At 46.5% G+C, this 22,404-nt stretch carries 19 protein-coding genes; 6 read left to right on the top strand and 13 right to left on the bottom strand.

What is annotated here, in order from left to right:
• Window positions 1-8: 8 nt before the first annotated feature.
• Window positions 9-776 carry an SIMPL domain-containing protein gene (locus tag AC3FZD_RS08820; RefSeq protein ID WP_488739776.1) on the bottom strand — a complete coding sequence of 256 codons (768 nt, stop codon included), beginning with the start codon at window positions 774-776 and terminating at the stop codon, window positions 9-11.
• Between the two features lie 722 nt (window positions 777-1,498).
• On the opposite strand from AC3FZD_RS08820, the gene AC3FZD_RS08815 reads away from it, so the two are divergent.
• Together AC3FZD_RS08815 and AC3FZD_RS08810 are read left to right on the top strand one after the other, a co-directional pair.
• Window positions 1,499-2,260 (top strand): PEP-CTERM sorting domain-containing protein, encoded by a 762-nt coding sequence (locus AC3FZD_RS08815; protein WP_488739775.1) that lies wholly within the window; start codon window positions 1,499-1,501, stop codon window positions 2,258-2,260.
• Between the two features lie 90 nt (window positions 2,261-2,350).
• Window positions 2,351-3,679: an AAA-like domain-containing protein gene (locus AC3FZD_RS08810; RefSeq protein WP_488739774.1), complete on the top strand. Its 1,329-nt coding sequence runs from the start codon at window positions 2,351-2,353 to the stop codon at window positions 3,677-3,679.
• A 70-nt stretch (window positions 3,680-3,749) separates the two neighbouring features.
• Here the strand turns inward: AC3FZD_RS08810 and AC3FZD_RS08805 are convergent, their stop codons facing one another.
• Window positions 3,750-3,914 (bottom strand): hypothetical protein, encoded by a 165-nt coding sequence (locus tag AC3FZD_RS08805; protein ID WP_488739773.1) that lies wholly within the window; start codon window positions 3,912-3,914, stop codon window positions 3,750-3,752.
• 228 nt (window positions 3,915-4,142) lie between these two features.
• Here AC3FZD_RS08805 and AC3FZD_RS08800 point away from each other — a divergent pair, with 228 nt between their 5' ends.
• Both AC3FZD_RS08800 and AC3FZD_RS08795 read left to right on the top strand, forming a co-directional pair.
• The gene (locus tag AC3FZD_RS08800; protein WP_488739772.1) at window positions 4,143-4,409 is read left to right on the top strand and encodes a hypothetical protein; all 267 of its coding nucleotides are present in this window, start codon (window positions 4,143-4,145) and stop codon (window positions 4,407-4,409) included.
• A gap of 81 nt (window positions 4,410-4,490) precedes the next feature.
• On the top strand, window positions 4,491-5,684 hold the full coding sequence (locus AC3FZD_RS08795; RefSeq protein ID WP_488739771.1) for a cupin domain-containing protein: 1,194 nt from the start codon (window positions 4,491-4,493) through the stop codon (window positions 5,682-5,684).
• A gap of 89 nt (window positions 5,685-5,773) precedes the next feature.
• On the opposite strand, the gene AC3FZD_RS08790 is transcribed toward AC3FZD_RS08795, so the two are convergent.
• From AC3FZD_RS08790 to AC3FZD_RS08755, 8 genes are all read right to left on the bottom strand, one after another.
• Window positions 5,774-6,589, bottom strand: a complete 816-nt coding sequence (locus AC3FZD_RS08790) for a hypothetical protein (protein ID WP_488739770.1) — start codon at window positions 6,587-6,589, stop codon at window positions 5,774-5,776.
• Window positions 6,586-8,037: a sensor histidine kinase gene (locus AC3FZD_RS08785; RefSeq protein WP_488739769.1), complete on the bottom strand. Its 1,452-nt coding sequence runs from the start codon at window positions 8,035-8,037 to the stop codon at window positions 6,586-6,588. Before AC3FZD_RS08785 ends, AC3FZD_RS08790 begins: the two co-directional genes overlap by 4 nt.
• Before the next feature lie 9 nt (window positions 8,038-8,046).
• On the bottom strand, window positions 8,047-8,724 hold the full coding sequence (locus tag AC3FZD_RS08780; protein WP_488739768.1) for a response regulator transcription factor: 678 nt from the start codon (window positions 8,722-8,724) through the stop codon (window positions 8,047-8,049).
• Window positions 8,725-8,763: 39 nt separating this feature from the next.
• A complete protein-coding gene (locus AC3FZD_RS08775; RefSeq protein ID WP_488739767.1) occupies window positions 8,764-9,603 on the bottom strand; it encodes an MBL fold metallo-hydrolase in 840 nt (279 codons plus the stop codon).
• A gap of 74 nt (window positions 9,604-9,677) precedes the next feature.
• Window positions 9,678-10,199 (bottom strand): cytochrome b6-f complex iron-sulfur subunit, encoded by a 522-nt coding sequence (gene petC, locus AC3FZD_RS08770; RefSeq protein ID WP_488739766.1) that lies wholly within the window; start codon window positions 10,197-10,199, stop codon window positions 9,678-9,680.
• Window positions 10,200-10,562: 363 nt separating this feature from the next.
• Window positions 10,563-11,132 (bottom strand): TerD family protein, encoded by a 570-nt coding sequence (locus AC3FZD_RS08765; protein ID WP_488739765.1) that lies wholly within the window; start codon window positions 11,130-11,132, stop codon window positions 10,563-10,565.
• Window positions 11,133-11,156: 24 nt separating this feature from the next.
• Entirely contained in the window at window positions 11,157-11,861 is a 705-nt protein-coding gene (locus AC3FZD_RS08760) for an N-acetylmannosamine-6-phosphate 2-epimerase (protein WP_488739764.1), read from the bottom strand.
• Window positions 11,861-14,122 carry a hybrid sensor histidine kinase/response regulator gene (locus AC3FZD_RS08755; RefSeq protein ID WP_488739763.1) on the bottom strand — a complete coding sequence of 754 codons (2,262 nt, stop codon included), beginning with the start codon at window positions 14,120-14,122 and terminating at the stop codon, window positions 11,861-11,863. Before AC3FZD_RS08755 ends, AC3FZD_RS08760 begins: the two co-directional genes overlap by 1 nt.
• Before the next feature lie 222 nt (window positions 14,123-14,344).
• Between AC3FZD_RS08755 and cobN the strand changes: the two genes are divergently transcribed.
• Window positions 14,345-18,295, top strand: coding sequence for a cobaltochelatase subunit CobN (gene cobN / locus AC3FZD_RS08750; RefSeq protein WP_488739762.1), 3,951 nt, complete (start codon window positions 14,345-14,347; stop codon window positions 18,293-18,295).
• 308 nt (window positions 18,296-18,603) lie between these two features.
• Here cobN and AC3FZD_RS08745 read toward each other — a convergent pair whose 3' ends face one another.
• From AC3FZD_RS08745 to AC3FZD_RS08735, 3 genes are all read right to left on the bottom strand, one after another.
• The gene (locus AC3FZD_RS08745; protein ID WP_488739761.1) at window positions 18,604-18,864 is read right to left on the bottom strand and encodes a hypothetical protein; all 261 of its coding nucleotides are present in this window, start codon (window positions 18,862-18,864) and stop codon (window positions 18,604-18,606) included.
• A 73-nt stretch (window positions 18,865-18,937) separates the two neighbouring features.
• Window positions 18,938-19,618, bottom strand: coding sequence for a TIGR04283 family arsenosugar biosynthesis glycosyltransferase (locus AC3FZD_RS08740; RefSeq protein ID WP_488739760.1), 681 nt, complete (start codon window positions 19,616-19,618; stop codon window positions 18,938-18,940).
• A gap of 3 nt (window positions 19,619-19,621) precedes the next feature.
• On the bottom strand, window positions 19,622-20,692 hold the full coding sequence (locus tag AC3FZD_RS08735; RefSeq protein WP_488739759.1) for an ABC transporter permease: 1,071 nt from the start codon (window positions 20,690-20,692) through the stop codon (window positions 19,622-19,624).
• Between the two features lie 186 nt (window positions 20,693-20,878).
• On the opposite strand from AC3FZD_RS08735, the gene AC3FZD_RS08730 reads away from it, so the two are divergent.
• Complete coding sequence (locus AC3FZD_RS08730) at window positions 20,879-22,381, top strand: efflux RND transporter periplasmic adaptor subunit (RefSeq protein WP_488739758.1); 1,503 nt, start codon at window positions 20,879-20,881, stop codon at window positions 22,379-22,381.
• The last annotated feature ends 23 nt before the right edge of the window (window positions 22,382-22,404 follow it).

The raw sequence follows: 22,404 nt of genomic DNA, 5'->3' as shown, positions 1-22,404 counted from the left end.
TATTGCCTCTAATACCGAATTTGCAAGGTAACGGAGGCTTCTACCTGTTGCTCGCCCCCAATAACTGGAGTAGGGGCAGATTCTGCTCTTGCGAAGACTGCCCCATCCAACCGGATAGGAGGGGGGGCGCTGGCGTGGTTAATCTGAATGCTAACAATACTACGAGAGGTCAAATTGAGGGCATTTAGAACCGTTTGGGCTTGTCTTTGGGCATCGGCAGTGGCTTGGCGGAGAGCCACCTGTTGGGCATCGGCAAGGGCTTCATCGGTAGCGATAAAACTAATGCCATCAATGCGAGTGGCTCCAGCTTGGACGGCATCATCGATGAGGCTACCGGCTTTAGCGGTTTCGATGCGGAAGCTAACGGTATTGGTGGCAGTGTAGCCGGTGAGGCGTTGAGTGTCATTGCTATAACTATAATTGGGCGTTAAGCGAATTCCCGTAGTTTCCAGTTGCTCCACTTGACGCTCTTGCAGCAATTTCACTACGGCTGAAGACTGACGAGCCACTTGGGCTTGTACTTCTTGGGCGGTTTTTCCCTGAACTTCTACCCCTAAATTGACCACAGTTAAGGCTGTGGGAATCCGTCCTATCCCTCTGCCTGTGACTGTCAAGGTTTGTAGCAGTTGCTGTTGTTCCTGAGCGCTCACGGGTTTGGGGATATACAAATTGCCCATGAATAGGGAAAACCCCATTACGCCGATGGCTAGAGGTAATATTGACCAACGTCCCCAACTGGGGTGTGAAGTAGAACGAGAGGTTTGGATGGGATGCATAGCTGGTGTTAATCTCCTGAGAGTGGGTCTACATTCTCTTAGTTTGCCTGACCCGTGCTGCTCTGAGGATAGGGTTACGGTTTTTGTAACTATAAGGTTTCTGTGCTTTACACAAGCTTTATAAACGCTCTGCTTTGATAAACTTTTAATGAAGTAAGGGCGCTTAGACTTGCATCAGAGAATAAAAAGCTTTATAAATTATAATTAAGATACTGAAAGCGTAACCAACCTAAACCTAATCTGGGGGTTCTCCAGTGGGATAGGGAAGTTGGCTTAAGGAAATCAATCGTCGCTGTAGTAGCTGATTGGCGGGTTTCTGTTCAGTAGAATTGTTAAACGCAAACTCCTAGAACTTTTCTATACGGTTGTGCCGCGAGTGCATAGCCGTATTTTTTGGGTCTGGGTTTGGCTTCAAGGAACAGGGAATGGGAGTAGCTTGGCTAAGATTATGATTTCTATGAATTGACAAAAGGGACTATATATGAGCTTTGGGTGAGACGAAGGGAAAAGTGAGTATGACTATAGTGATAGTACAGTGGGGGCGATCGCTCAAGTTTAAAGGCTTTATGAAGACCGAAAGAAACCATAAACTAATTTACGGGAACTCACCTAAACCCCTTTGGTAGATCATTGTATGACCTTTGGATATGTTCATTGACTCCTCAATCTGCGATGCTAGAGCCATGGAAACAACACAGAAAAAGTTATAGGAGTCTCTATCAATGACTACAACTAAAACCTTACTCATTACGGCTGCCACTTCTATTTTTGCTCTCATTGCCACTCAGCCTTCCGCTCAAGCCTATCGGCTATTCTTTGGAGAAGACTTAAATAACAGTTGGTCTACTCCTTTATTCACCACGCCTAACGCTTCAGCCGCTCAAGGTGAATTTCTCTCTGGGTTAGTAGGAGTGGGAGTAGAAACGTTTGAAGGATTTTCTTCCGGTACAAGAGGGCCGGTTGGTCTTGATTTTGGTGAAGCAGGAGTAGCTACCTTACAAGGTAATGGGGCGATTCGACACCAGACATCGGGTACAGCAGGCGCAGGTCGTTATAGTGTGTCAGGATCGAAGTTTTGGGAAGCTGAGGCCGGTGCTGGCACGTTTTCCATTGACTTTAGTCAAGAGGTGGCAGCCTTTGGCTTTAATGGGGTAGATATTGGTGACTTTGGCGGTCAACTGTCCCTGATTCTAAATGTCAATGGGGGTCAAACCACAGTCACCGTTCCGAATACTATTGGTAGCTGGGGGAGTACCGATGGTTCTGTTCTCTACTTTGGACTGATTGCGGAAAATGATGATGAGCTGTTTAATGGCCTCTCGTTCAGCATGACTACTGGACAAGGGGATATTTTTGCTTTTGACAATATGACCATTGGTAGCAAGGAACAAGTGGCTAGTACCCCGGAACCCGCGTCTGTCCTCGGATTATTGGCGGTAGGTGCTATGGGGGCAGTAGCTGGCCTCAAGCGTAAAGCGAACTAACCGATCGCCGTTCAGTAAACAGATGTAACATTATAATAGCTAAATATGGGTGCGTATTATACTGAGGGACAGTAAACTGAATACGCACCTATGACCAGTTTTGAGAGAGCTTTAGAGTTTATTGAACAACGGTGGATAGGGAAGACGGGTAAGCCTTTAAGTCCTATTCAAAAAGCGATTCTCCAGGGTTCTTGGGGAGAGGAAGCAATTGCTTATCATCAGATTGCCATTCAGGAAAACTATTCCTCCCAGTATATTCAACAAGTCGCTGCTCCCCATCTATGGCATACCTTATCTGAGATCTTGGGGGAAAAAGTGAGTAAAAAAAGTTTTACTTCTGTGGTAAAGAAGTATCTGGCTACTGCACATCTGGAGAATAGATTACTCGAGGTTCCTGGCGATCGCCTTTCCCTTGACTCTAAGTTGTATATTAGTAGACCCAATCTAGAGCAACTGGGTTTTCAAGTCCTGTCTCAGGCGGGAGGAGTTCTAAGTCTTGTGGGGCCTAGAAAAATGGGTAAAACCTCTCTGATGATTCGACTGTTGCATCGAGCTAGGCAAGAAAATATGACGGTCATTCCCTTAAGTCTGGAACAGGTTGACCCAGAGTTTTTATACAATCTAGATCGATTTTTACAATGGCTAATTTATGAGTTACATTATCGGTTAAGTTGGTCACCTCCTGAATGGAATTGTGTTACAGATGGTTTAGGATGTAAGGGGTTATCTACTCGTCACCTAGAAAAGCTACTCAAGGAAATGGAGTCCCCTTTAGTGGTCGCCATTGACCAATTCAATCTCTTATTTAATCATTATTCAATTGCAATTGATTTCTTACGCTTACTGAATTCTTGGTATGAAGTGTCGGGATATGGAAGTCCAGAAAGTAAGCCTTGGCAAAAATTGCGATTTATATTAGTAACCCGTACTGATATTTATGCTGAACTCAATCTTAAAAGTTCTCCTATCAGTATCGGAAAATCGATTAAAATTCCTTACTTGACAACCCTAGAAATAGATGAGTTTGCCAGCAGTTTTAGAGTGAAACTCACTGATTATGAAAGGCAGGAACTGATGGAATTTACAGGAGGACATCCTTATTTAGTAACCTTGAGTTTATATCGTATTTCTGAGAGTGGTTTGGGTTTCAATCATTTCTTGAAAGATAGTGTTGATGGGGATGATATTTTCCGCAAATATTTGAATGCCTATGGGCAAGTTCTGCAAAGAAGCGCTACCCTCCTGCGTGGATTTCAAGAAGTGATTCAAACTCAAGGAGCGGTGAGATTGCCTCCATCCTTAGAGTTTCAGCTTGAAAGTTTGGGTTTAGTCAAGTCAGGAAAGGATGGGGTAAGGGTGACAAATGGGCTATATCGTCGGTATCTTGATGAGTATTTTGGCGATCGCTTAATGACCTAGTTACAGATATGGAAAGTTATCGATCGCCGAAATTGATCCCGGTACATTGACCCATCAGTGGCGCTATCGGTCATTTTTCTGATATACTTTCCAAAGAATTGACCAAATCTAGGATATAATTGCGGTCTAATACGAATTCTTGCGATCGCCGGGTTTGCGCTCTTCGGGGACTACTTGGCCGTACAGAAGAGCTGTTGGAGCGAGAACCCGTAGGGTTAGAAGTTGTGCCAGTCATGATGATGTCCTTAAATCTTTTGTTATAGGCGAATTTTAAACGAATCAGGCATCTTCGTTGAAAACCTTCCTATTTATTAGTCTGACTGATTTGGGAAACCAATGACCAAACTTGTAAAATAGATTTACGCGATGGCGAGATTGTGCCGAGGAGCCGTTGTCATCTTTTGGTCATCATCTTGTTTTAAGGTAAAGGCTAGTTCAGCAAAAACCCATTCATCCTTGTCTTATGTCTAACCTGAAATCCTCCAATTTGCTCCTCGCTTGTCTGTTGAGTGGTAAAGCCAGCCTGTTGTTAATGGCTCCGGTACAAGCCGTCTCTAGCGTTCCTGTCTCAGAAGCAGCCGTGAATACTGCCATCGAAGTAGAAGTAGTAAATTTGAAGGTGAACTCCACCGAGAGAAGCGGGGAAGTCAGATTAGTGGCCAATGCAGATTACGATCAAAATGGTGATCAAAATCAGGATGTCGATAACAATCGCAATTGGCGAGCATAGGTAGCTCTGGAGACACGGAGGGACAGGGTGACGGAGATCTCCTGTTCCCTTTTCTCTGTTCTCTCTTCCCCATTCCCCTTTATGACTGTTTTATCTTCTCTACTCTTTCCCTATTCCCTAGAGCAATTCTGGGCAGAAAACTGGACTAAGCAAGCTATACTCATTCCCGGAAACACTGGGGATAAATTCGACCCTTTATTCAGTTGGCAGGATCTCAACCATCTCTTAAATTATCACCAGATTCCCTATCCTGATCTGCGCTTTGCCCAAGATGGTTCATCTTTACCCGCAGCCAAAGCTGAGAAATGGCTAGAGTTGCTCGATCAAGGGGCAACTTTAATTATCAATAGCGTCCATAGTCGGATGGCAAAATTAGAGCAATTGACGGCCCAAATTCGGCAAGAAACGGGGCATCGCAGCCATATCAATCTCTACTGTTCGCCGCGCTCCGAACAGGGGTTTAATTGCCATTATGATAGCCATGAAGTGCTAATTTTACAAATTGCTGGGGAGAAAGAATGGTTTGTGTTTCCAGAAACGATCGCCGCTCCCCTCTCTAGTATGCGATCGGCCGATCAAATTCCTCCGGATGTTCCCCCCTATTTGCAATGCACTCTGAAACCAGGAGATTTATTATACATTCCTAGGGGGCATTGGCATTATGCGATCGCCTGTGGTAGTCCCTCTGAGGATGACTTTTCCCCCTCCCTCCATTTAACGTTAGGCATTAGCTGTCAAACCGGGTTAGATTGGATCGGTTGGCTGCAAGAAGAATTACAAGAGTCTCCGGAATGGCGCGAAAACTTACCCGTAATCGCTCCAGAGGACAAAAGCGCCATTGAAAGTCATTTACAGCAATTACGCGATCGCCTTATCAACTGGTTACAAACCCCAGAAGCGATCCAAAAGTATCTCCATTATCTCGGATATTGCGATCGCCCCCCGCTCCCCCTTTCCCTTCCCCATCAACTCGGTAGCCAAATTTTCGATCGAGGACTCGAAACCCGGTTTATGTCCTCCCCCTTACATCCCGTACAAATTCTCACCACCACAGATGAGCAAACCCAAATCATTATCGGCACAAAAAAAGCCACCATTAAAGGATTACCCCCTGAATTAGTCCAAAACCTCTTTCGTCCCCAAGGTTTTACCCTCCTAGATTTAGCCGAATGGTCACCCGATCTCGATATCGAAACCGCCGTCATTCCCCTGCTGACTCAACTGGTGACTCAAGGACTTTTACGGGTAGATCCTTCTCATGAAATAAAAGCCTAAAATTGTGTTTTCAAGCCCAGTTAATCGGTTAAGAAGCGGTCAAGATCTATCCCCCCATCTCCCCATCTCCCCATCCCCCCATCTCCCCATCACAGCGCAAAGCGCTGTATCACCCGCTCCACCAACCACCCCCCAAACCTCCGCAAAAATACCATTAAACCCGGACGATTTGCTGAAGGAAAAAGGGCCAATTGTAAAGCCTTAGCCATCTCCCTCTGTTGCTCCGGAAAATAGAGCGCAAACCGTTCATAACAATAATATAAATCAGGGGTATAACTTTGGTCTTGCTCCATCACCAACTCAAATCCCGTTCTCACCATCCGTCGCATAATCCAACGGCATTGTTTTTTCATCTGAGCTGAAAATCGGCTATTCTGGGGTGACAATTGAGATAAAATATCCAAAGTTTGGGCTAAATCTATTTCCCAAGTGTAGGCATAGTTAATGAGGGAATGTCCCGGCTTAAATTGGGGCAAACGGATGGGGAGATCTTCGCCAGCAATTTTTAAGCTTTTAATTTGGATAATGCTCGGCCAAATTGAGTGCTGCTGCTCAATATCTGCCTGAGTTAAGAGAATCAGTTCTACTTTTTGGCAAAACAGATATCGCTTTTGGAGTTGGCTGCAAATTTGACGCGCAAGGGAGCGATCTAGATCGGAAATTTCCCCAAATAAAATGGCAAAACTATCGAGATCGGAGACTTGGGGAAGGGCTAAACCGCGAGGAACAGAGCCGCGTAAATAGAGGGTTTGTAAGCGAGTTAACCAAGTCTGTTGAACTCTCTCTCGCAGTTCTTCTACTAAGAGAGTCCAGGGAGGTGTAATGTTATCAATATGGCAATCATTAATTAAATATCCAGTGGCATCTTGAGCCAAGAGTTTACCCCAAGGGATGATTTGGGTCATTTTTCCTCCATGACTGATAACGGTAAGGAAATTTGAAAGGTTGAACCTTGGTTGAGGGCACTAAAGACGGTAAGGGTTCCGCCATGTAATTGTATAATTTGCTGGGTAATGGCTAATCCTAAACCAAAACCCTTAACCGAGGAGCGATCGCCGGGTTGATGAACACGATAAAATCGCTCAAAAATATGAGGAATTTCTGCTTCTGGAATTCCCGTTCCCGTATCTTTAACCCGAATGATTGCCCAATGATTTTCAGTAAACAAACTCAATTCAATTGTACCACCCTGGGGAGTGTATTGGCAAGCATTATTGATCGGATTCGCGATCGCTTGCCGGAGTAAATTAATCTCCCCCTTAACCCAAACCCCAGGTTCAATCAAATCGCCCTTGAATTGTAACCCCTTTCGCTGAATTTCGGGGGCAAAATCTACCGACAAACTGATCATGAGTTCAGCTAAATTAATATCTTGTAAAGATTGGGCATCTAGTCCCCCTTCATGGCGAGCTAAAAACAGCAATTGAGCGATCAAATCACTCATGGTTTTAGCTAATTTTACTATCTTCTCAAATCGGGGACGTAAAGCAACTCTCACTTCTTGTAAATCCCCTGATTCTGGCAAATCATCTAACATCATTAATCCCACTTGAGCCTGACTCAAAACGGCTGCTAAGGGCGTTCTCAATTCATGGGATGCATTGGCGGTAAAGCGCTGAAGTTGCTGATTACTTTCGTGTAAATTTTGCTCTCGACTGGCTAATTCTCGATCCAGTTGGTAAAATAAATGTATGGAAGCGAAAAAACCTATCCCTCCTAACCCCGCAGAAACCAGTAAAATTGTCCAGGTAATCCGCCGATATAAATTCTGATGCTGTTGCCTTTCTTTGAGCAGGATTTCTTCCGTTTCTGCAAATTGATTAATTAAATCTCGCCCTCGATCCATGGTGGCTTTTCCTTCATCTAACCAATTCGAGAGGGAAGCCATAGAAACCCATTGATCGGTGGTTAAATCCATCCGTTTGAGTTCGCTTTTGAAGGTGACTTTTTTATCAAAAATTGCTAGATTTTTATTAGTAATCTCTTCAATCTCTTGCAACCGTTTAGTTTGTTCCGGATTGTCAGAGACTAGGATTTCTAGTTTTTCTACAGAGTCTGGGATAATTCGGATCGCCTTTTTATAAGGTTCTAAAAACTCTGGATTTAAGGTCAATCCATAACCCCTGACTCCAGTTTCAGCATCAATTAATCCATTAAGTAACTGTTTGGTTTCTAGGCGCACATTTTGTGTATGTTGCACCCATTTTTCATCTTCAACTAAACTCGCATTTAACCAAGCAAATGCAGATATGGCGGTAAACAGGCAAGACACTGGAATAGCAATAATCAGAGTGCCTCGAATGCGAATGGGGAGTTGATACCAGGGAGAAAAAAATCGCCTAGGGTTACTCATAACATCAGGTTAACTTTTGCAGATTTCGAGACGATAACCCATACCATAAACGGTTTCTATCCAGTGATCTACCTGGAGTTTTTGTAACTGCTTTCGCAGCCGCTTGACGCGGGCAGCAACCGCATTACTTTCTGGCTCTGCGCCCCATTCCCAAAGGGCTTGTTCTAGGCGATCGCGGCTGAGGACTTGTCCGGGATTTCGCATCAAGATTTCTAACAGTTGAAAGTCTCGACTGGATAATTTCAGGCTCTGTTCGCCTCGTGTTAAGTATAGGGTATCGAGATTGAGGGATAAATCGCCCACTTGTAGGATATCGCCCACCCAAAGGGGCGATCGCCGTCGCAGAGCGCGTACTCTGGCAAAAAATTCTTCAAGATCAACAGGTTTCACCAAATAATCATCAGCGCCAGCATCTAAAGCTTCTACTTTATTGGCGGTAGTATCTTTAGCCGTGAGCATTAAAATGGGGGCACTTTTCCCTGACTGGCGATAAAATTGGCAAAGAGCAACCCCGTCTTTTCCCGGTAACATCCAATCTAAAATCAGTAAATCATACTCTTTTTCGCCGATTAACCATTGGGCATCAACGCCATCGTTCACGCCATCGACAATATGCCCGGCACGGGTTAAGGCAAAATGTAAGGGTTCGAGTTGTTCGGGATCATCTTCTACTAACAGAATTCGCATCAGTCCAATGACAGCTACTCAGATTTAATATCAGGTTCATCACTCCCCAAAAAACCATTGTGTACCCACATGAGCCTCTATACAGCGATCGCCCAAATCATGCCATAACCAACTCATCGCCTTCATTCCCGTACAATGATTTGCGCCAATCCGTTGCACCTGATAGCGCTTCAGGATATCCACCGTCGCTTGCACGCGCTGCTCATTAGCGTTTAAGAGATGCATTCCTCCCATAACAGCATAAACCTGTTCAACTTCAGCAATCTGGGTAATATAATTCAGGGTATTGATTACTCCGGCATGGGCGCAACCGAACAGCACCACTAACCCCTCCGGACTATACAAATATAACGCTTGATCGTCCCAAAGGGGATCGACCCGATTGTGTTCAACATCTTGCCAAAATGATCCCCCGGTATTTTCTAGGGGATGGGTGCGGGGAATGGTTCCGGTTGCATAGACTCCGGGACAAATTTCTGTAGGGTTTTGAGTCCAGACGATGCGATCGCCATAATCGGCTAGAAGTTGCTCAGAGTCAAGCAAGCCGATATTCCCTCTGGGGCTATATTTTGGGGCAATCGCCTGGGGATGGAGAAACAAAACCGGGCCATCTTCCGGGAACCTCCCTAAACTGGGCAATCCTCCCGTATGATCGTAATGGCCATGGCTCAGAACAATCGCATCAAGATCCCATAAGGCAATGCCTAAATGTTCCGCATTATGGCGTAATGCCATCCCCTGTCCCGTATCAAACAGAATCTTATAGCCATCTGCTTCGATGAAAAACGAGATGCCATGCTCTCCGAGTAACCCTCGACCTCTGGCACAATTTTCAACTAAGACGGTTATTTTTAGTTGGCTGAGATGATCTTTAGACATGAGTTTTACTTTACGATCTCTGTGCCTTCGTGGCAAGGAACCACAAAGACACAAAGGACACAGAGAGATTTTCCCTAAACCCACCAAGGCGTTTTCCCAGTCCGGGGATCGGTTTCTGTCCAAGGAGAAAGCCGAATATATTCCCCTTCAGTCTTCACATGGGTTAGACGCAAAGGTAAGGGAGCTGGGCCCCGTAGCACTCGACCTTCAGCATCATAGAGAGAGCCATGGCAGGGACATTGAAATTGATTCTCATTGGCATTCCAAGGGAATGTACAGCCCAGGTGGGTACAGTTATCCACAATGCCCCAGGGATGTAATTCACCCTTTTCTGTAACCGTTAGATAGGTCGGTTCTCCACTCAAGCCAGCCACCAAAGCACGACTGTGAGCAGGAGCCGCTAAAATTTGGCTCGCAGGGATTAGCTTTCCATGGATATCCTTCGCCAAAATTCCACCCTGCTCGTCTGCTTCGGGACGGGGAAGGAAAAATTGAACCGCCGGATAAAGGCCAGCCACCACAGTGCTGGCAACCGTTGCTCCTGTCAGAAAGTTCAGGAACTGTCTGCGAGACATTGAGGGATAAGCCTCTTCCATTTGATTTTCCCTCCTTGGATCGTAATCAGGACTCTTTAGTTATAGCATAACTTAATAGAAATTGATTGATTTACGATTTTTTGTCTTTTAAAATCTTTGGAAGACTTACTGAATTTAGGCTTTCACATCCTATCCTCTAGACTTATATTGCAAAAAATATGGCATTTTTGCTTATCTGTGCTATATTGCCATTTAGTGATGCTTGTGTCCCGATCAAACCCAGTTGTCAAAAACTGGGTAGGGAATGCCCCCTGAAAGCAGGCTATGGAATGGGTTACGCCTTTCCATGCCTACTTTTAAGGGAGCTTTCTTAAGCTAAATTTTTTGCACCAGTCAGGAGATAGGAAATCGCCCCTTTTCTGATTAACTATAGCGGTCTAAAAGGGCTTGTAGTCCACCACCATACCCTGCACCGACCGCATTCATCCGCCATTCTCCATCTTTGCGATATAACTCTGTAATAATCATCGCCGTTTCGATGGAATAATCCTCATCCAAGTCATAGCGTATGACCTCTTCTTTCGTCTTCACATTCACCAAACGCACATAAGCATTATTCACCTGGCCAAAATTTTGTTTGCGTTGTTCTGCCTCATAAATGGTCACGGTAAAGACCATTTTCATCACCTCTGGGGCAATCTTGCGTAAGTCAAGAATGACGACTTCATCATCACCTTCACCCGCACCAGTGCGGTTATCCCCCATGTACTCTACTGCCCCATCTGGGCTTTTTTTGTTATTGTAAAAGATCAGATGCTTCTCAGACACCAATTTTTCATTGGCTCCTAAGAGAAAAACCGAGGTATCCAGATCGAAATCCACCCCCGTATCTGTCGCTTTAATATCCCAGCCTAAACCAACAAAAGCGGCTTCAATACCTGGGGATGCTTTTTCCAGAGAAACTTTTTGTCCTTTCGCTAGAGAAATGGTCATAATTATTTAAGTCAATTGACGACTTTATTCAGCATATCTCACGGATTTGGGAGTGGACAAAATTTGTTGATAAGATTTAACCTTCTGGTCAATTCCGGTGATATCTGTACCGACGACCACTGCGGTTGCCCCTAAATCTAGCGCTTTTTGGGCCATTTCTGGAGAACTAATTCCCCCTTCACAGACAATGGGACAACTGAACTGTTGCACCAGTTGCTCTAGGAGATTGTATCCTGGGGGGGTCAGGTGCTGAGTTTGGGGGGTATATCCGTATAATGTGGTTGCCAGCAAATCTGCTCCAGCCTCAAAGGCCACTTGAGCCGATTCTAGACTATCCACATCGGCAAAGACGGGTTTATTGAGCTGCTGATGAATTTGGGCAATTAGGGTCTGTAGGGTTTCGCCTCCTGGCCGAGGGCGGTTGGTGGCATCTAGGGCAATCCAATCTGCGCCTGCTTGGGCCAGTTCTAGGGCTTGGTCAAACTGGGGCGTAATATAGATCTCACAATCGGGAAATTGGCGCTTCCAGAGACCAATAATGGGCTTGTCCGTTTGTTCTCTAACGGCTTGGATGTGGGACGGGGTATCAATCCGCACTGCGATTGCCCCTTGATTGAGAGCCGCTTTGGCCATCGCTGCAATTACCGAGGGGTCATGGAGGGGAGAGGAAATCGGCGCTTGGCAAGATACAATTAATCCCTGTAGGGGGAAGAGTTCGGATAGCTGCATTACTTTGGCGAGAGGATTCGGCTAAGGGTTTGTAGGAGTTCTTCGAGTTGCAAGGGTTTATTCAGATACACATCAGGCTCAGTGAGAGGATCTTGGGATAACTCTTGTTGTTCAGAGGCATCGGCGATCGCCAACACTTTAATTTTATAAGTGGTGGTCGAATTTCGCAAAATAGTAATTAACTCTTGAACTCTCATATCCGGCAACTGAGTTTCTGTAATAATCGCCAAAGGTCGCAACACTTCAATTTGCTGAGTCACCGTTGACCCATCCAACAACCAAATCGCTTGATATCCGGCTGCGGTTAGCAAATCACAAATTTCCCAAGCCATTTGTTCATTATCTTGAATTAAAACCAAGCGTCCGAGGGGAATATTAGATGTCCAGGGATTTAAGGATGTATGCACAGCATTTTTTAAAGACGTACCTTGAGGTTGAGAAGGTAAACTCACCGTAAAAACCGATCCCACCCCTGGAGTCGAATCTACCTCAATCATGCCACCATGTAATTCCACCAACTGCCGCGTCAGAGCTAATCCTAACCCCATACCCGGATATTGACGTTCATAAGCCGCTTCCAACTGCTGAAACTTTTCAAATAAGAAAGAAAAAGCATTTTTATCAATACCAATTCCCGTATCTTCCACCCTAAAAATCGCCGTATCCTCTTCTCGCCAAACCGTTAAGGTGACCGTCCCCGCTTCCTCTGTAAATTTGACGGCATTATTCAATAAATTAAGCAAAATTTGTTGCACTCTATATTGATCGGCAAAAAAGATATCCTCATCGGCATTAACATAAATATTGACAACCAAACTCACCCCTTTATCTTGACATAGGCTTTGCAGGGTATTTTGGCAATTACGCACCAAGTTAGTCAAGGAAAACTTACGAATATTCAGTACCGCTTTACCCGCTTCCAACTGGGATAAATCCAGTAAATTATTAATTAGAGACAAGAGATGTCTACCACTATCTTGAATTTTTTGTAAATATTTTCTCTGCTTATCAACACTTAAATTTTGCCCAGATAGATCCGCAGAAAAAGCCAATCTAAGCAATGTAGCAGACATACCAATAATATAAGTTAATGGAGTGCGGAGTTCATGGCTAATCGCCGCCAAAAACTCACTCTTGATCCGATTTTGGATCTGGCTTTTCAAGAGATTAGACTGAAGCTCTAATGCATCGATATCCATTTCTTGATCCATAGATTCATAAGCGGCAGAGGGCGGATCTAGTCCTTTTTCTGACTGCGATCGCTCAATGGCAATCGCCAAATAATCCGCTAATCGTTTTACCGTTTGTTTTTCCCATTCTAGCCAGCGTCGAGGATAGTGACATTGATGGGCAATAATTAATCCCCAAATTTGTTTGCGAACTAGAATAGGAAACACCAACTTAGAACGAACATTATAATGACGCAATAGATCTAACAAGCAAGGAGAATCGCGATAGCTTACCTCCACATCAGTAATAACAGCAACCCATCCTTGTTGATACTTTTCCCTCCCTTGACATCCATAAACAAAACAAGATTTTTCTTCCGTGAGATGAAGAACTGGAGAAATAGAACTCCCTCCCTTAGCTTCATAAGTAATAGATCCCCATTTTTTATCCCCTGGAATAGATTTAGGTTCGCTGCTATAAAAGATATCAAATTGATAAATCAAAAGTCGATCGACTTGTATCAAACTGCGTACTTCCTCAATGGCAGTTGATAAAATCGTCGGTAACTCGACTCCCTGTTGCATTTGGGCAATAATCTGATAAAACAGCCTTTCCTGCCTAGCTGGATGTACAAAAGCGCTACCCGAACTATCTTGCCAACTGGACTCTGACTCCTCTACACGGTTTAAAACTTGCAGCATCAACTCTCCTTGCAAATAAGCAGAATTGGCTTGAGGAGTGCGAATCACTTTTCTTAAAGCTTGAGTGACAACGGAAGGATCGGATAATTCCCGAACCAGTTGTTTAAGAAAGACCGCGATCGGTTGAGTATCAAAAGTAAATTCAACCTGAAGATAAGGTAACTCATGTACAGAAGACTGACCCAGAGGCGTACCAATTAACAGTACCCTCAAAGCTGGAGACACTAAAACTAAAAACTGCGATCGCCCATAATTCCAAGAGGAATCTGTTTGCTCTAAAATTCTCTCCGTGATACAGATTGCAGCCTCTCCCAACATATCGGCCTTACCCTGTAACAAGACATAAAGTTGTTTAAAGGTCTTGTAATCTAAAATTCGATGAGGTAGCATTACTATTGCTTGGCAAGAAGATCTCAGGATACATGAAGATACGGCAGATCGAGGAGGAGACCGGACACCACAGTTGATGAATTCTACTCCTGTCTCTGGGTAAGAAGCCTTACCATTTTCCGATTTACTTATCCTATGCTGTTTTTGATCCCCACCCCCCTGAAACGTTGGGAAACTTTTAGGTTTTGACCCTTTAGCTTATAGATTAGGTTGATACTCACAATGCATCGAATTGCCGCAACTCCGGGAGGATGGAATCCCCAAGAGGAAGGAGTAGTTATCCTCGAACAAACTCCAGCTCCTATCATTATTCTCACCGCAGCCGATACAGATATTCAAACCTTAGCCGCTACCCTTCCCCATCTTCCGCCCCAGTTTCCCGATATTCGGGTGGCGAATCTGTTGCACTTGGTGCAGCAATTGTCGATTGATGATTATGCAGAGCGGGTATTACAGCACGCAAAGGTGATTTTGGTGCGTCTGTTGGGAGGACGTGCCTATTGGTCTTATGGTTTAGAGGTGGTGAAGGAATTAGCCCAAAATCAGGGCATTGCTTTGGTGGTGATGCCTGGTGATGATTCCCCGGATATTGAATTGATGAGCCATTCGACGGTTTCTCTGGATTGGGTTAACCGATTATGGCGCTATTGGAGCGAGGGGGGCGTGGAGAATATTCGCAATGGGTTGTTGTTTTTAGTAGGAGCGGGTTTGAAACCCGCCCCTACAGGGTGGGAAATCCAAAACATTGCTGAACCTCAACCCGTTCCTAAAGTGGGCGTATTGCCGCAAAATCAGGATGTAGGGCAAAATTGGCCAAAAGTGGGGATTCTCTTCTATCGTGCCCATTATTGCGCCGGAAATACGGCTCCAATTGAGTTCCTGTGTCAGGCTTTGGTCGAGCGCCAGTTAAGGCCAGTGCCGGTGTTTGTTTCTTCGTTGCGCGATCGCCACTGTCAAGAAGAAATTCTACAGCTTTTCCAACCCCCAGACAACGACCCCATCCAAGTTCTACTCAATACCACCAGCTTCGCCATTCATTCCCTACAAACCAAGGAATCAACACCCTCATTTTTCCCCACCCTAGATGTGCCCACCCTCCAAGTCATCCTCAGTAGCTCCACCGTCGAGCAATGGCAAGCAGGAAACCGGGGACTCTTACCCAGAGATGTTGCCATGAATATCGCCCTACCAGAAGTAGACGGCCGAATTATCACCCGCGCCATTTCCTTTAAGGCGACACAAACCTATAATCAACCTCTACAAACCGATGTGGTGCAATACCAACCCGTTGCTAACCGGGTTAACTTTGTGGCTGACTTAGCGTCCAACTGGGTGAAACTGCGACAAAAACCAGCCCCAGAGCGCAAAATTGCCCTCATTCTCGCCAATTATCCCACCCGTGACGGGAGGCTGGCCAATGGTGTTGGGTTAGATACTCCCGCTAGTTGCGTGGAAATTCTGGCAGCTTTGCAACAGGCAGGATATCAGTTAGAGGATATGCCGAAAACCGGAGAGGATTTAATCACTCGCTTAACCGCAGGGGTGACGAATGACTTGGAGGGGAATGAGATCAGGATGGGGAGATGGGGGGATGGGGGAATGGGGGAATGGGGGAATGGGGGAATGGGGGGAATATTCCTATCTCAAGATGATTATGAACAGATGTTTGAGCAATTGCCGGTTGAGGTGCAAGAAGGAATTAATAACCGATGGGGTTGTATCGGGGATGGTGGTGTGGGGGCGGGTTCACAAACATCTGGGTGGGGAGGCCAAAATATTGGTCAACCCGCCCCTACAGGGTTTGCGATTGCCGGGTTGAATTTGGGGAATGTGTTTGTGGGTATCCAACCATCGCGAGGATACGATTTAGACCCAAGCTTAAATTACCATGCGCCAGACCTAGAACCCACTCCCCATTATCTGGCCTTTTACCAGTGGATTAAAGACATCTTTCAAGCCGATGCGGTGATTCATGTAGGCAAACATGGGAACTTGGAATGGTTACCCGGTAAGAGTTTGGCTCTGTCTGAATCTTGTTATCCGGAGGTGGCGTTAGGGGCAATGCCACACTTTTACCCGTTTATTGTGAACGATCCGGGGGAAGGTTCGCAAGCCAAACGGCGATCGCAAGCCGTCATCCTCGATCATCTTACCCCACCCCTCACTCGCGCCGAACTCTACGGCCCATTGCAACAGCTCGAAACCCTAGTCGATGAATATTATGAAGCCGATAGTTTAGACCCTTCCCGACTACCCGCTATCCAATCTCGAATCACCCAACTTATCCGTCAAGAACATCTCGACCAAGATTTAGGCTTAACACCAGAAGACTTAACTGCGGTGACTTGCCAACTTTCTACCCGCATTGATGGCTATCTGTGCGAACTTAAAGAAGCGCAAATTCGCGATGGTCTGCATATTTTCGGCCAATGTCCCCAAGGGCGACAACTGCGAGATCTAATCGTTGCCATTTCCCGCTCCCGTCCCCAGGGAATTACCCGTGCTTTAGCGGAGGATTTGGGTTTAGACTTTGACCCCCTAACCACTGAGCCGACGACGCGGTTAGACCCTCCAGTAGTGATTGAAGATCGGGTTTATCACCAAGTGGGGGATGTAGTGGAGAAATTGGAAACATTAGCTGCACATTATGTAGATCAATGGTTGGTAGGGGCGGGTTTGAAACCCGCCCTTACATCTGGGTGCGAAGACGATATGATTGGTGTTTTATGTCGCGAAGTAGACCAAGATGTTGTAAGGGCGGGTTCACGAATATTTGGGTGGGAAGACCAGATGGTTGGTAAACCCGCCCCTACCACGGAGAATGAATTAACCTGGATCGCCGAAACCCTGTATCCTCAACTACAAGACACCCGGCAAGAAATAACTAACCTATTGCGCGGACTAGATGGGCGCTACATCCCCAGTGGCCCATCGGGCGCTCCCACGCGGGGACGGGCGGAGGTGCTGCCAACCGGTCGTAATTTTTACTCTGTCGATATTCGAGCAATTCCCACGGAAACGGCTTGGGGAATGGCGCGGAAAGCTGCGGAAGCGTTGATTGAACGCTATACCCAGGAAAATGGGGAGTATCCGAAGACACTGGGGTTATCCATGTGGGGAACTTCAGCGATGCGGACGGGAGGGGAAGATTTAGCGGAGGCCTTATGGTTGTTGGGAGTGCAACCGGTTTGGGATGGCCCATCTCGTCGCGTGGTGGATTTTGAGGTAGTTCCGGTGTCGGTTTTGGGACGGCCGAGGGTGGATGTAACCCTAAGAATTTCGGGATTTTTCCGGGATGGGTTCCCGAATTTGATCGATTTGTTTAATCAGGTGGTGGAGAAGGTTGCAGGGTTGGATGAACCGGAAGAGGACAACCCTTTAGCGGGGACAGTGCGACGGGAAACCCAGAAATGGCGAGAGTTGGGGTTAAGTGAGGAGCAAGCAAAGGGGCGATCGCACTATCGCATGTTTGGCTCGAAACCGGGCGCTTATGGTGCAGGGTTACAGGGTTTGATTGAGTCCCAAAATTGGCGCAGCGATGAAGATTTAGCCCGCGCTTATCTGAATTGGAGCAGTTACGCTTACACGGGGCAAGGGGAAGGTCAAAGTGTCCCAGAAGTTTTTGCCCAACGGTTGCAAGATTTACAGGTGGTTTTGCACAATCAAGATAACCGGGAACACGATCTGTTAGATTCCGATGATTACTATCAGTTTCAAGGGGGATTAACGGCCGCAGTGCGGTCATTAACGGGGAAAAATCCCACGGTTTATTTTGGCGATCATGCGGTCATGAATCATCCGAGAATTCGCACATTGCAAGAGGAAATTAACCGGGTTTATCGATCGCGAGTCATCAACCCTAAATGGCTCGCCGGTGTCATGCGACACGGGTATAAAGGAGCCTTTGAAATGGCAGCAACGGTGGATTATTTGTTTGCCTATGATGCCACAACTCATTGTGTGGCGGATCATATTTATGAGGGCGTAAGCGAGGCGTATTTACTCGATCCGAAGGTACAGGAGTTTGTGGAAAAACACAATCCTTGGGCGCTGCGAGATATGGCCGAGCGGCTATTAGAGGCGCATCAGCGCGGTTTGTGGACAAGTGCGAGCGAGGAACGGGTGGATGCATTAAGGGCGATCGTTCATCAAGCAGAAGCGAGTATTGAGTAAGGGTGTGTAAGGGTTAAGGTTAAAGGAGTTGCTTAGGACAGGCCAGAGAAACAGACATCATAACAATCCTAAAGCAATCCATAATTCTCTCGCTCTGGTCTGTAGCAATGAATTGAGATGTAAGCACTCTATTGTTGCACGACCAATAGATGTTTTGCTCTCAATTTCAAAAGGAGGGTCTCTCTGCATAGAAAAATATTCTTCCCAACGATCTTGACGAGGGTTAAACACTATTTCAGGCGCGTGGCAATACTCGCATTGATGTCCAGCACGTTCAGCAACGGTGGGATAATGGGGATTCACGACGTTTAATCACTATGATTGGGTTGGGATTGGATTTGTTGGAGAAGGTTTTGAGAATGTTGGATCGCTGCTTCCCATTCCATTTCTACCAGGTGATTTAGTTCTTGCTGAGTGTTAACCGCAAGAGGATCTCCAGTATCTAAACTCTCCTGAAACTGAGTCATTAGGTGTTGCAGCTTGTCTTGTTGTTCGCGAGAAAAAAAGCGATCGCCTGGAGTCCGATATAAAATAACAGCCGTTGCACCCCGTAAACTGTCACGCAGCAAGATTTAGGAATAGACCTTAATTTCTATTCCTTGTTCCCTAAAACTCCAATGTAGCCCTACTCATTCCTAGTTATTAACGCATCTGTCGATACCAACGGGCAATTTTATGGAGATCAACGCCTAAAAAATGGGCAATCAATACGCCTTGGTTGATCGTCGTGGTGCTACAGATCCCCAAACGCTGCCAGCGTCGAGCAGAAGTGATCGCGGGTAGGGGGGCGATCGCAATTTTTCCCAAGGATTTCAGCATTTGCATCAACTGCCAATCCTCCAAAATCGGTAACTCTGGAAATCCTCCCACTTGCTCAAACACCGCACGGGATAAGAAAATGGCTTGATCTCCATAGGGCAATTGACAAAGGCGCGATCGCCACTTCACCCCCCATTCCACCACCCGATAACCCCAATGTTCCCCCTCTATCGCTAACTCAAACGCTCCCGCAACCACTCCCGGTTGCAGCAAAATATCCCGCACCCATCGGTCATACTCCGCCGGGAGTTGGGTATCGCCATGCAAAAATAACAAATACTCCCCCCTCGCCTTCCGAGCGCCTTCATTCATCTGATGTCCCCTTCCCGGAGTCGTCTCAATCACCACAATACCTGCCCGTCTTAAACGCTCCACCGTGCCATCAGTCGATCCTCCATCCACCACAAAGATCTCTACATCTGTCCCTTGCTGAACTGTTGCTACAGTAGACAAAATCCGATCCGCTTCATTAAGAACGGGAATAATTACTGAAATCAAACCCATGATTTAATTAAATTCCCGCAAACTCCTGGGATCGAGGGCATCGCGCAACCCATCCCCCAACAAATTAAACGAGAGAACCGTTAAAATAATCAAGACCGCAGGCGGCCAAACTAACCAGGGTTGCAAGACCAAAATTGAGGCATTGGTTCCGGCTGACAAGAGGTTACCCCAAGAGGGATCGGGTTGTTGAATACCCAAACCAATCAAACTTAACACCGATTCAGCCACGATAAACCCAGGAATAGCTAGGGTTGCAGAGATAATCACATAGGTGGCAGTTTGGGGCAAGACATGGCGGACAATAATATAAACTGGATTTGCTCCCATGGCTTTAGCGGCTTGGACGAATTGCTGTTCTTTAATTGATAGCACTTGTCCTCGGATCACCCGTGCCAGTCCTGACCAACTGACAAAGGACGTAATCATCACAATCAGCAGAAACCTTTGAGCGCTGCTGAGTTGGGGAGGAATCACCGCAGCCAGGGCAACCAAGAGATAAATACCGGGAATGGTCATTAAGACTTCTACTAAGCGCATCAAAATGGCATCAATCCAGCCGCCAAAATACCCCGATATGCCGCCGACAAACATTCCTAGGGGAAAAGAAATCAAAATTCCGACTAAACCAATACTGAGGCTAATTTGACCGCCCCAGAGGAGACGACTGAACTGGTCTCTAGCTTGGCTATCTGTGCCCAAGAGATTGATTCGCCCTTCCCCTTCTGTGCCGAATAGATGGATATTAGCGGGAATGATGCCCAGGATTTTATAGTCCTCTCCTTGAACCAAGAGACGAAGAGGTGAGGGCCGATCGCGGTCTATAATTAGGGGGCGATCGCCCGTATCTAAATCTGTTGCTCCCTGAGTTACCGGATACACTCGCGGCGCAAACTGTCCCTGCTCATTAAACCACTCAATGGGTGTGGGGGGTAGCAGAGAGCCATCGAGTTGGGAGCTATAGGGACTGTAAGGGGCAAAAAAACCCGCACCAATGACTACAGCATAGAACAGAATCAGGATGAGGGCCCCGATCTGAGCTAGGGGGTTTTTACGCAGTTTCTTCCACCAATCCACGGCTTGACCTCTTGACCTCTGGACTTCCTATTTTGCCATGGATTGACCCAAGACATGGCAATGGAAGCGAGATAGACTTGCGCGACAAGCTTAACAATGCGTAATAATATAAAGAAGGAATAAAGATTACTCCATCCTAGGCAAGGCCAATGCCTAAACCTAAAGTGTCCACATCAGAGGTTTATCATGAGCGAACACCCAGTCAGTGAGATAGAAGATTTATCCAAACCAACTGAAACCCAAGACCCTCTAATGACTGAAAACATAGATCCTCAAACCAGCAAGGATAAAAAGCCTGGATTATTTTTGGGTTTAGGCATTGGCCTAGCAGTAGGAGCATTGACGATGTATGCTCTGAATGGCCTGAACCGTTCTGAACCGAATCCTGTCCAACCCGTGACGGCTCAAGGGGCAGCTCCTGTACAAACCGTTACCCTAGCTACAGTAGAATTAGGGGAAATACCCCGGACATTTACGGCAACTGGTACAGTAACTGCGTATGACCTGTTGCCCATACTTCCTCAAGTGATGGACTTACAAATCCGTCAAGTGCTAGTGGATGAAGGGGATTGGGTGGAAAAAGGGCAAGTTATAGTTGTGTTAGATGATGCGGTACTGCAAAGCCAAATGCAACAAGCGCAGGCAGATGGTGAAGCGAGTCGGGCGGTGGTGCAAGAGCGTCAAGCGGCAGTGGAACAGGCCAAATCTGCGCTACAAGGGGCATTGGCGGCGAAAGTGGAAGCCGAAGCGGGCAAACAACAGGCGATCGCCTCTTTAGCCCAAGCGCAAGCGGAACTCGAACAAGCAGAGCGGGATTTACAGCGCTCGGAAACTTTAGCCGCAGAAGGAGCCATTAGCACCCAAGAAGTAGATTTAAGCCGCACGAAAGCCAAAAATACTAGAGAAGCCCTGCAAGTAGCCAAGGCAAATGTGAATAGCGCTCAAGCCAGAATCAGCAGTGCGACGGCGAATGTCAACAGTGCCCAAGCCACCATCGCCAGCATGACCGCTAATGTGAATACGGCCTTAGCCCAAGTACAAAGCCAACAAGCCAGAGTGGAACAACTCAAAACCCATCTCTCCCGCACCCAGGTGACAGCCCCAGCAAGTGGTGTCATCAGCGAACGGATTGCGCGGGTCGGAGATTTGGCGAACCCGGAAATGCCCCTATTTCGGATGATTAACGAGGGTGCTTTGGAACTGGAACTGAAAATCCCAGAAACCCAACTGAGTCAGGTAAATATTGGGGCCCCGGTAACCTTAACCTCGGATGCCAATAGTGGGATTAACATTAAAGGTACAATTCGCGAGATTGCCCCCCTGGTGGATGCCAATACTCGCCAAGCGACGGTGAAGGTTGATTTGCCTTCGTCTTCTGTGTTGCGACCGGGGATGTTTTTACAAGCGAGTATTACCGCGCAAATGGTGCAAGGGTTGGTGATTCCGGCCGAGGCCCTGCAACCTCAAGCTGATGGCAGCGCTATTGTGTATCAAGTAGATGAAAATAATCAGGCGATCGCCCGCAAGGTCGAAGTGGGTTCAACCCTAGGGGGAGAGTCCACCCAAGTAGAAATTAAACAAGGCCTGAATTTAGGCGATCGCATCGTTGTTTTAGGTGCAGGATTTATCAACGAAGGCGATATCGTCCGCGTCGGTGATAGCACCGCCCTTAATCCTACCGTCAATTAGCCGGATACTCCAGACGCGCAGAC

It is taken from the genome of Roseofilum sp. KMC-1 (assembly GCF_057802075.1).
Note: the sequence above shows the minus strand (reverse complement) of the source record. Positions and strands in the feature narration are given on the sequence as shown.

Bases quoted from the DNA above. Each gene is read 5' to 3' on its own strand.
- AC3FZD_RS08790 (WP_488739770.1), bottom strand. From the start codon at position 6,589: ATGACCCAAATCATCCCTTGGGGTAAACTCTTGGCTCAAGATGCCACT.
- AC3FZD_RS08760 (WP_488739764.1), bottom strand. From the start codon at position 11,861: ATGCAGCTATCCGAACTCTTCCCCCTACAGGGATTAATTGTATCTTGC.
- AC3FZD_RS08730 (WP_488739758.1), top strand. From the start codon at position 20,879: ATGAGCGAACACCCAGTCAGTGAGATAGAAGATTTATCCAAACCAACT.
- AC3FZD_RS08785 (WP_488739769.1), bottom strand. From the start codon at position 8,037: ATGAGTAACCCTAGGCGATTTTTTTCTCCCTGGTATCAACTCCCCATT.
- petC (WP_488739766.1), bottom strand. From the start codon at position 10,199: ATGGAAGAGGCTTATCCCTCAATGTCTCGCAGACAGTTCCTGAACTTT.
- AC3FZD_RS08765 (WP_488739765.1), bottom strand. From the start codon at position 11,132: ATGACCATTTCTCTAGCGAAAGGACAAAAAGTTTCTCTGGAAAAAGCA.
- AC3FZD_RS08805 (WP_488739773.1), bottom strand. From the start codon at position 3,914: ATGACTGGCACAACTTCTAACCCTACGGGTTCTCGCTCCAACAGCTCT.
- cobN (WP_488739762.1), top strand. From the start codon at position 14,345: ATGCATCGAATTGCCGCAACTCCGGGAGGATGGAATCCCCAAGAGGAA.
- AC3FZD_RS08800 (WP_488739772.1), top strand. From the start codon at position 4,143: ATGTCTAACCTGAAATCCTCCAATTTGCTCCTCGCTTGTCTGTTGAGT.
- AC3FZD_RS08820 (WP_488739776.1), bottom strand. From the start codon at position 776: ATGCATCCCATCCAAACCTCTCGTTCTACTTCACACCCCAGTTGGGGA.
- AC3FZD_RS08755 (WP_488739763.1), bottom strand. From the start codon at position 14,122: ATGCTACCTCATCGAATTTTAGATTACAAGACCTTTAAACAACTTTAT.
- AC3FZD_RS08815 (WP_488739775.1), top strand. From the start codon at position 1,499: ATGACTACAACTAAAACCTTACTCATTACGGCTGCCACTTCTATTTTT.
- AC3FZD_RS08810 (WP_488739774.1), top strand. From the start codon at position 2,351: ATGACCAGTTTTGAGAGAGCTTTAGAGTTTATTGAACAACGGTGGATA.
- AC3FZD_RS08795 (WP_488739771.1), top strand. From the start codon at position 4,491: ATGACTGTTTTATCTTCTCTACTCTTTCCCTATTCCCTAGAGCAATTC.
- AC3FZD_RS08740 (WP_488739760.1), bottom strand. From the start codon at position 19,618: ATGGGTTTGATTTCAGTAATTATTCCCGTTCTTAATGAAGCGGATCGG.
- AC3FZD_RS08775 (WP_488739767.1), bottom strand. From the start codon at position 9,603: ATGTCTAAAGATCATCTCAGCCAACTAAAAATAACCGTCTTAGTTGAA.
- AC3FZD_RS08780 (WP_488739768.1), bottom strand. From the start codon at position 8,724: ATGCGAATTCTGTTAGTAGAAGATGATCCCGAACAACTCGAACCCTTA.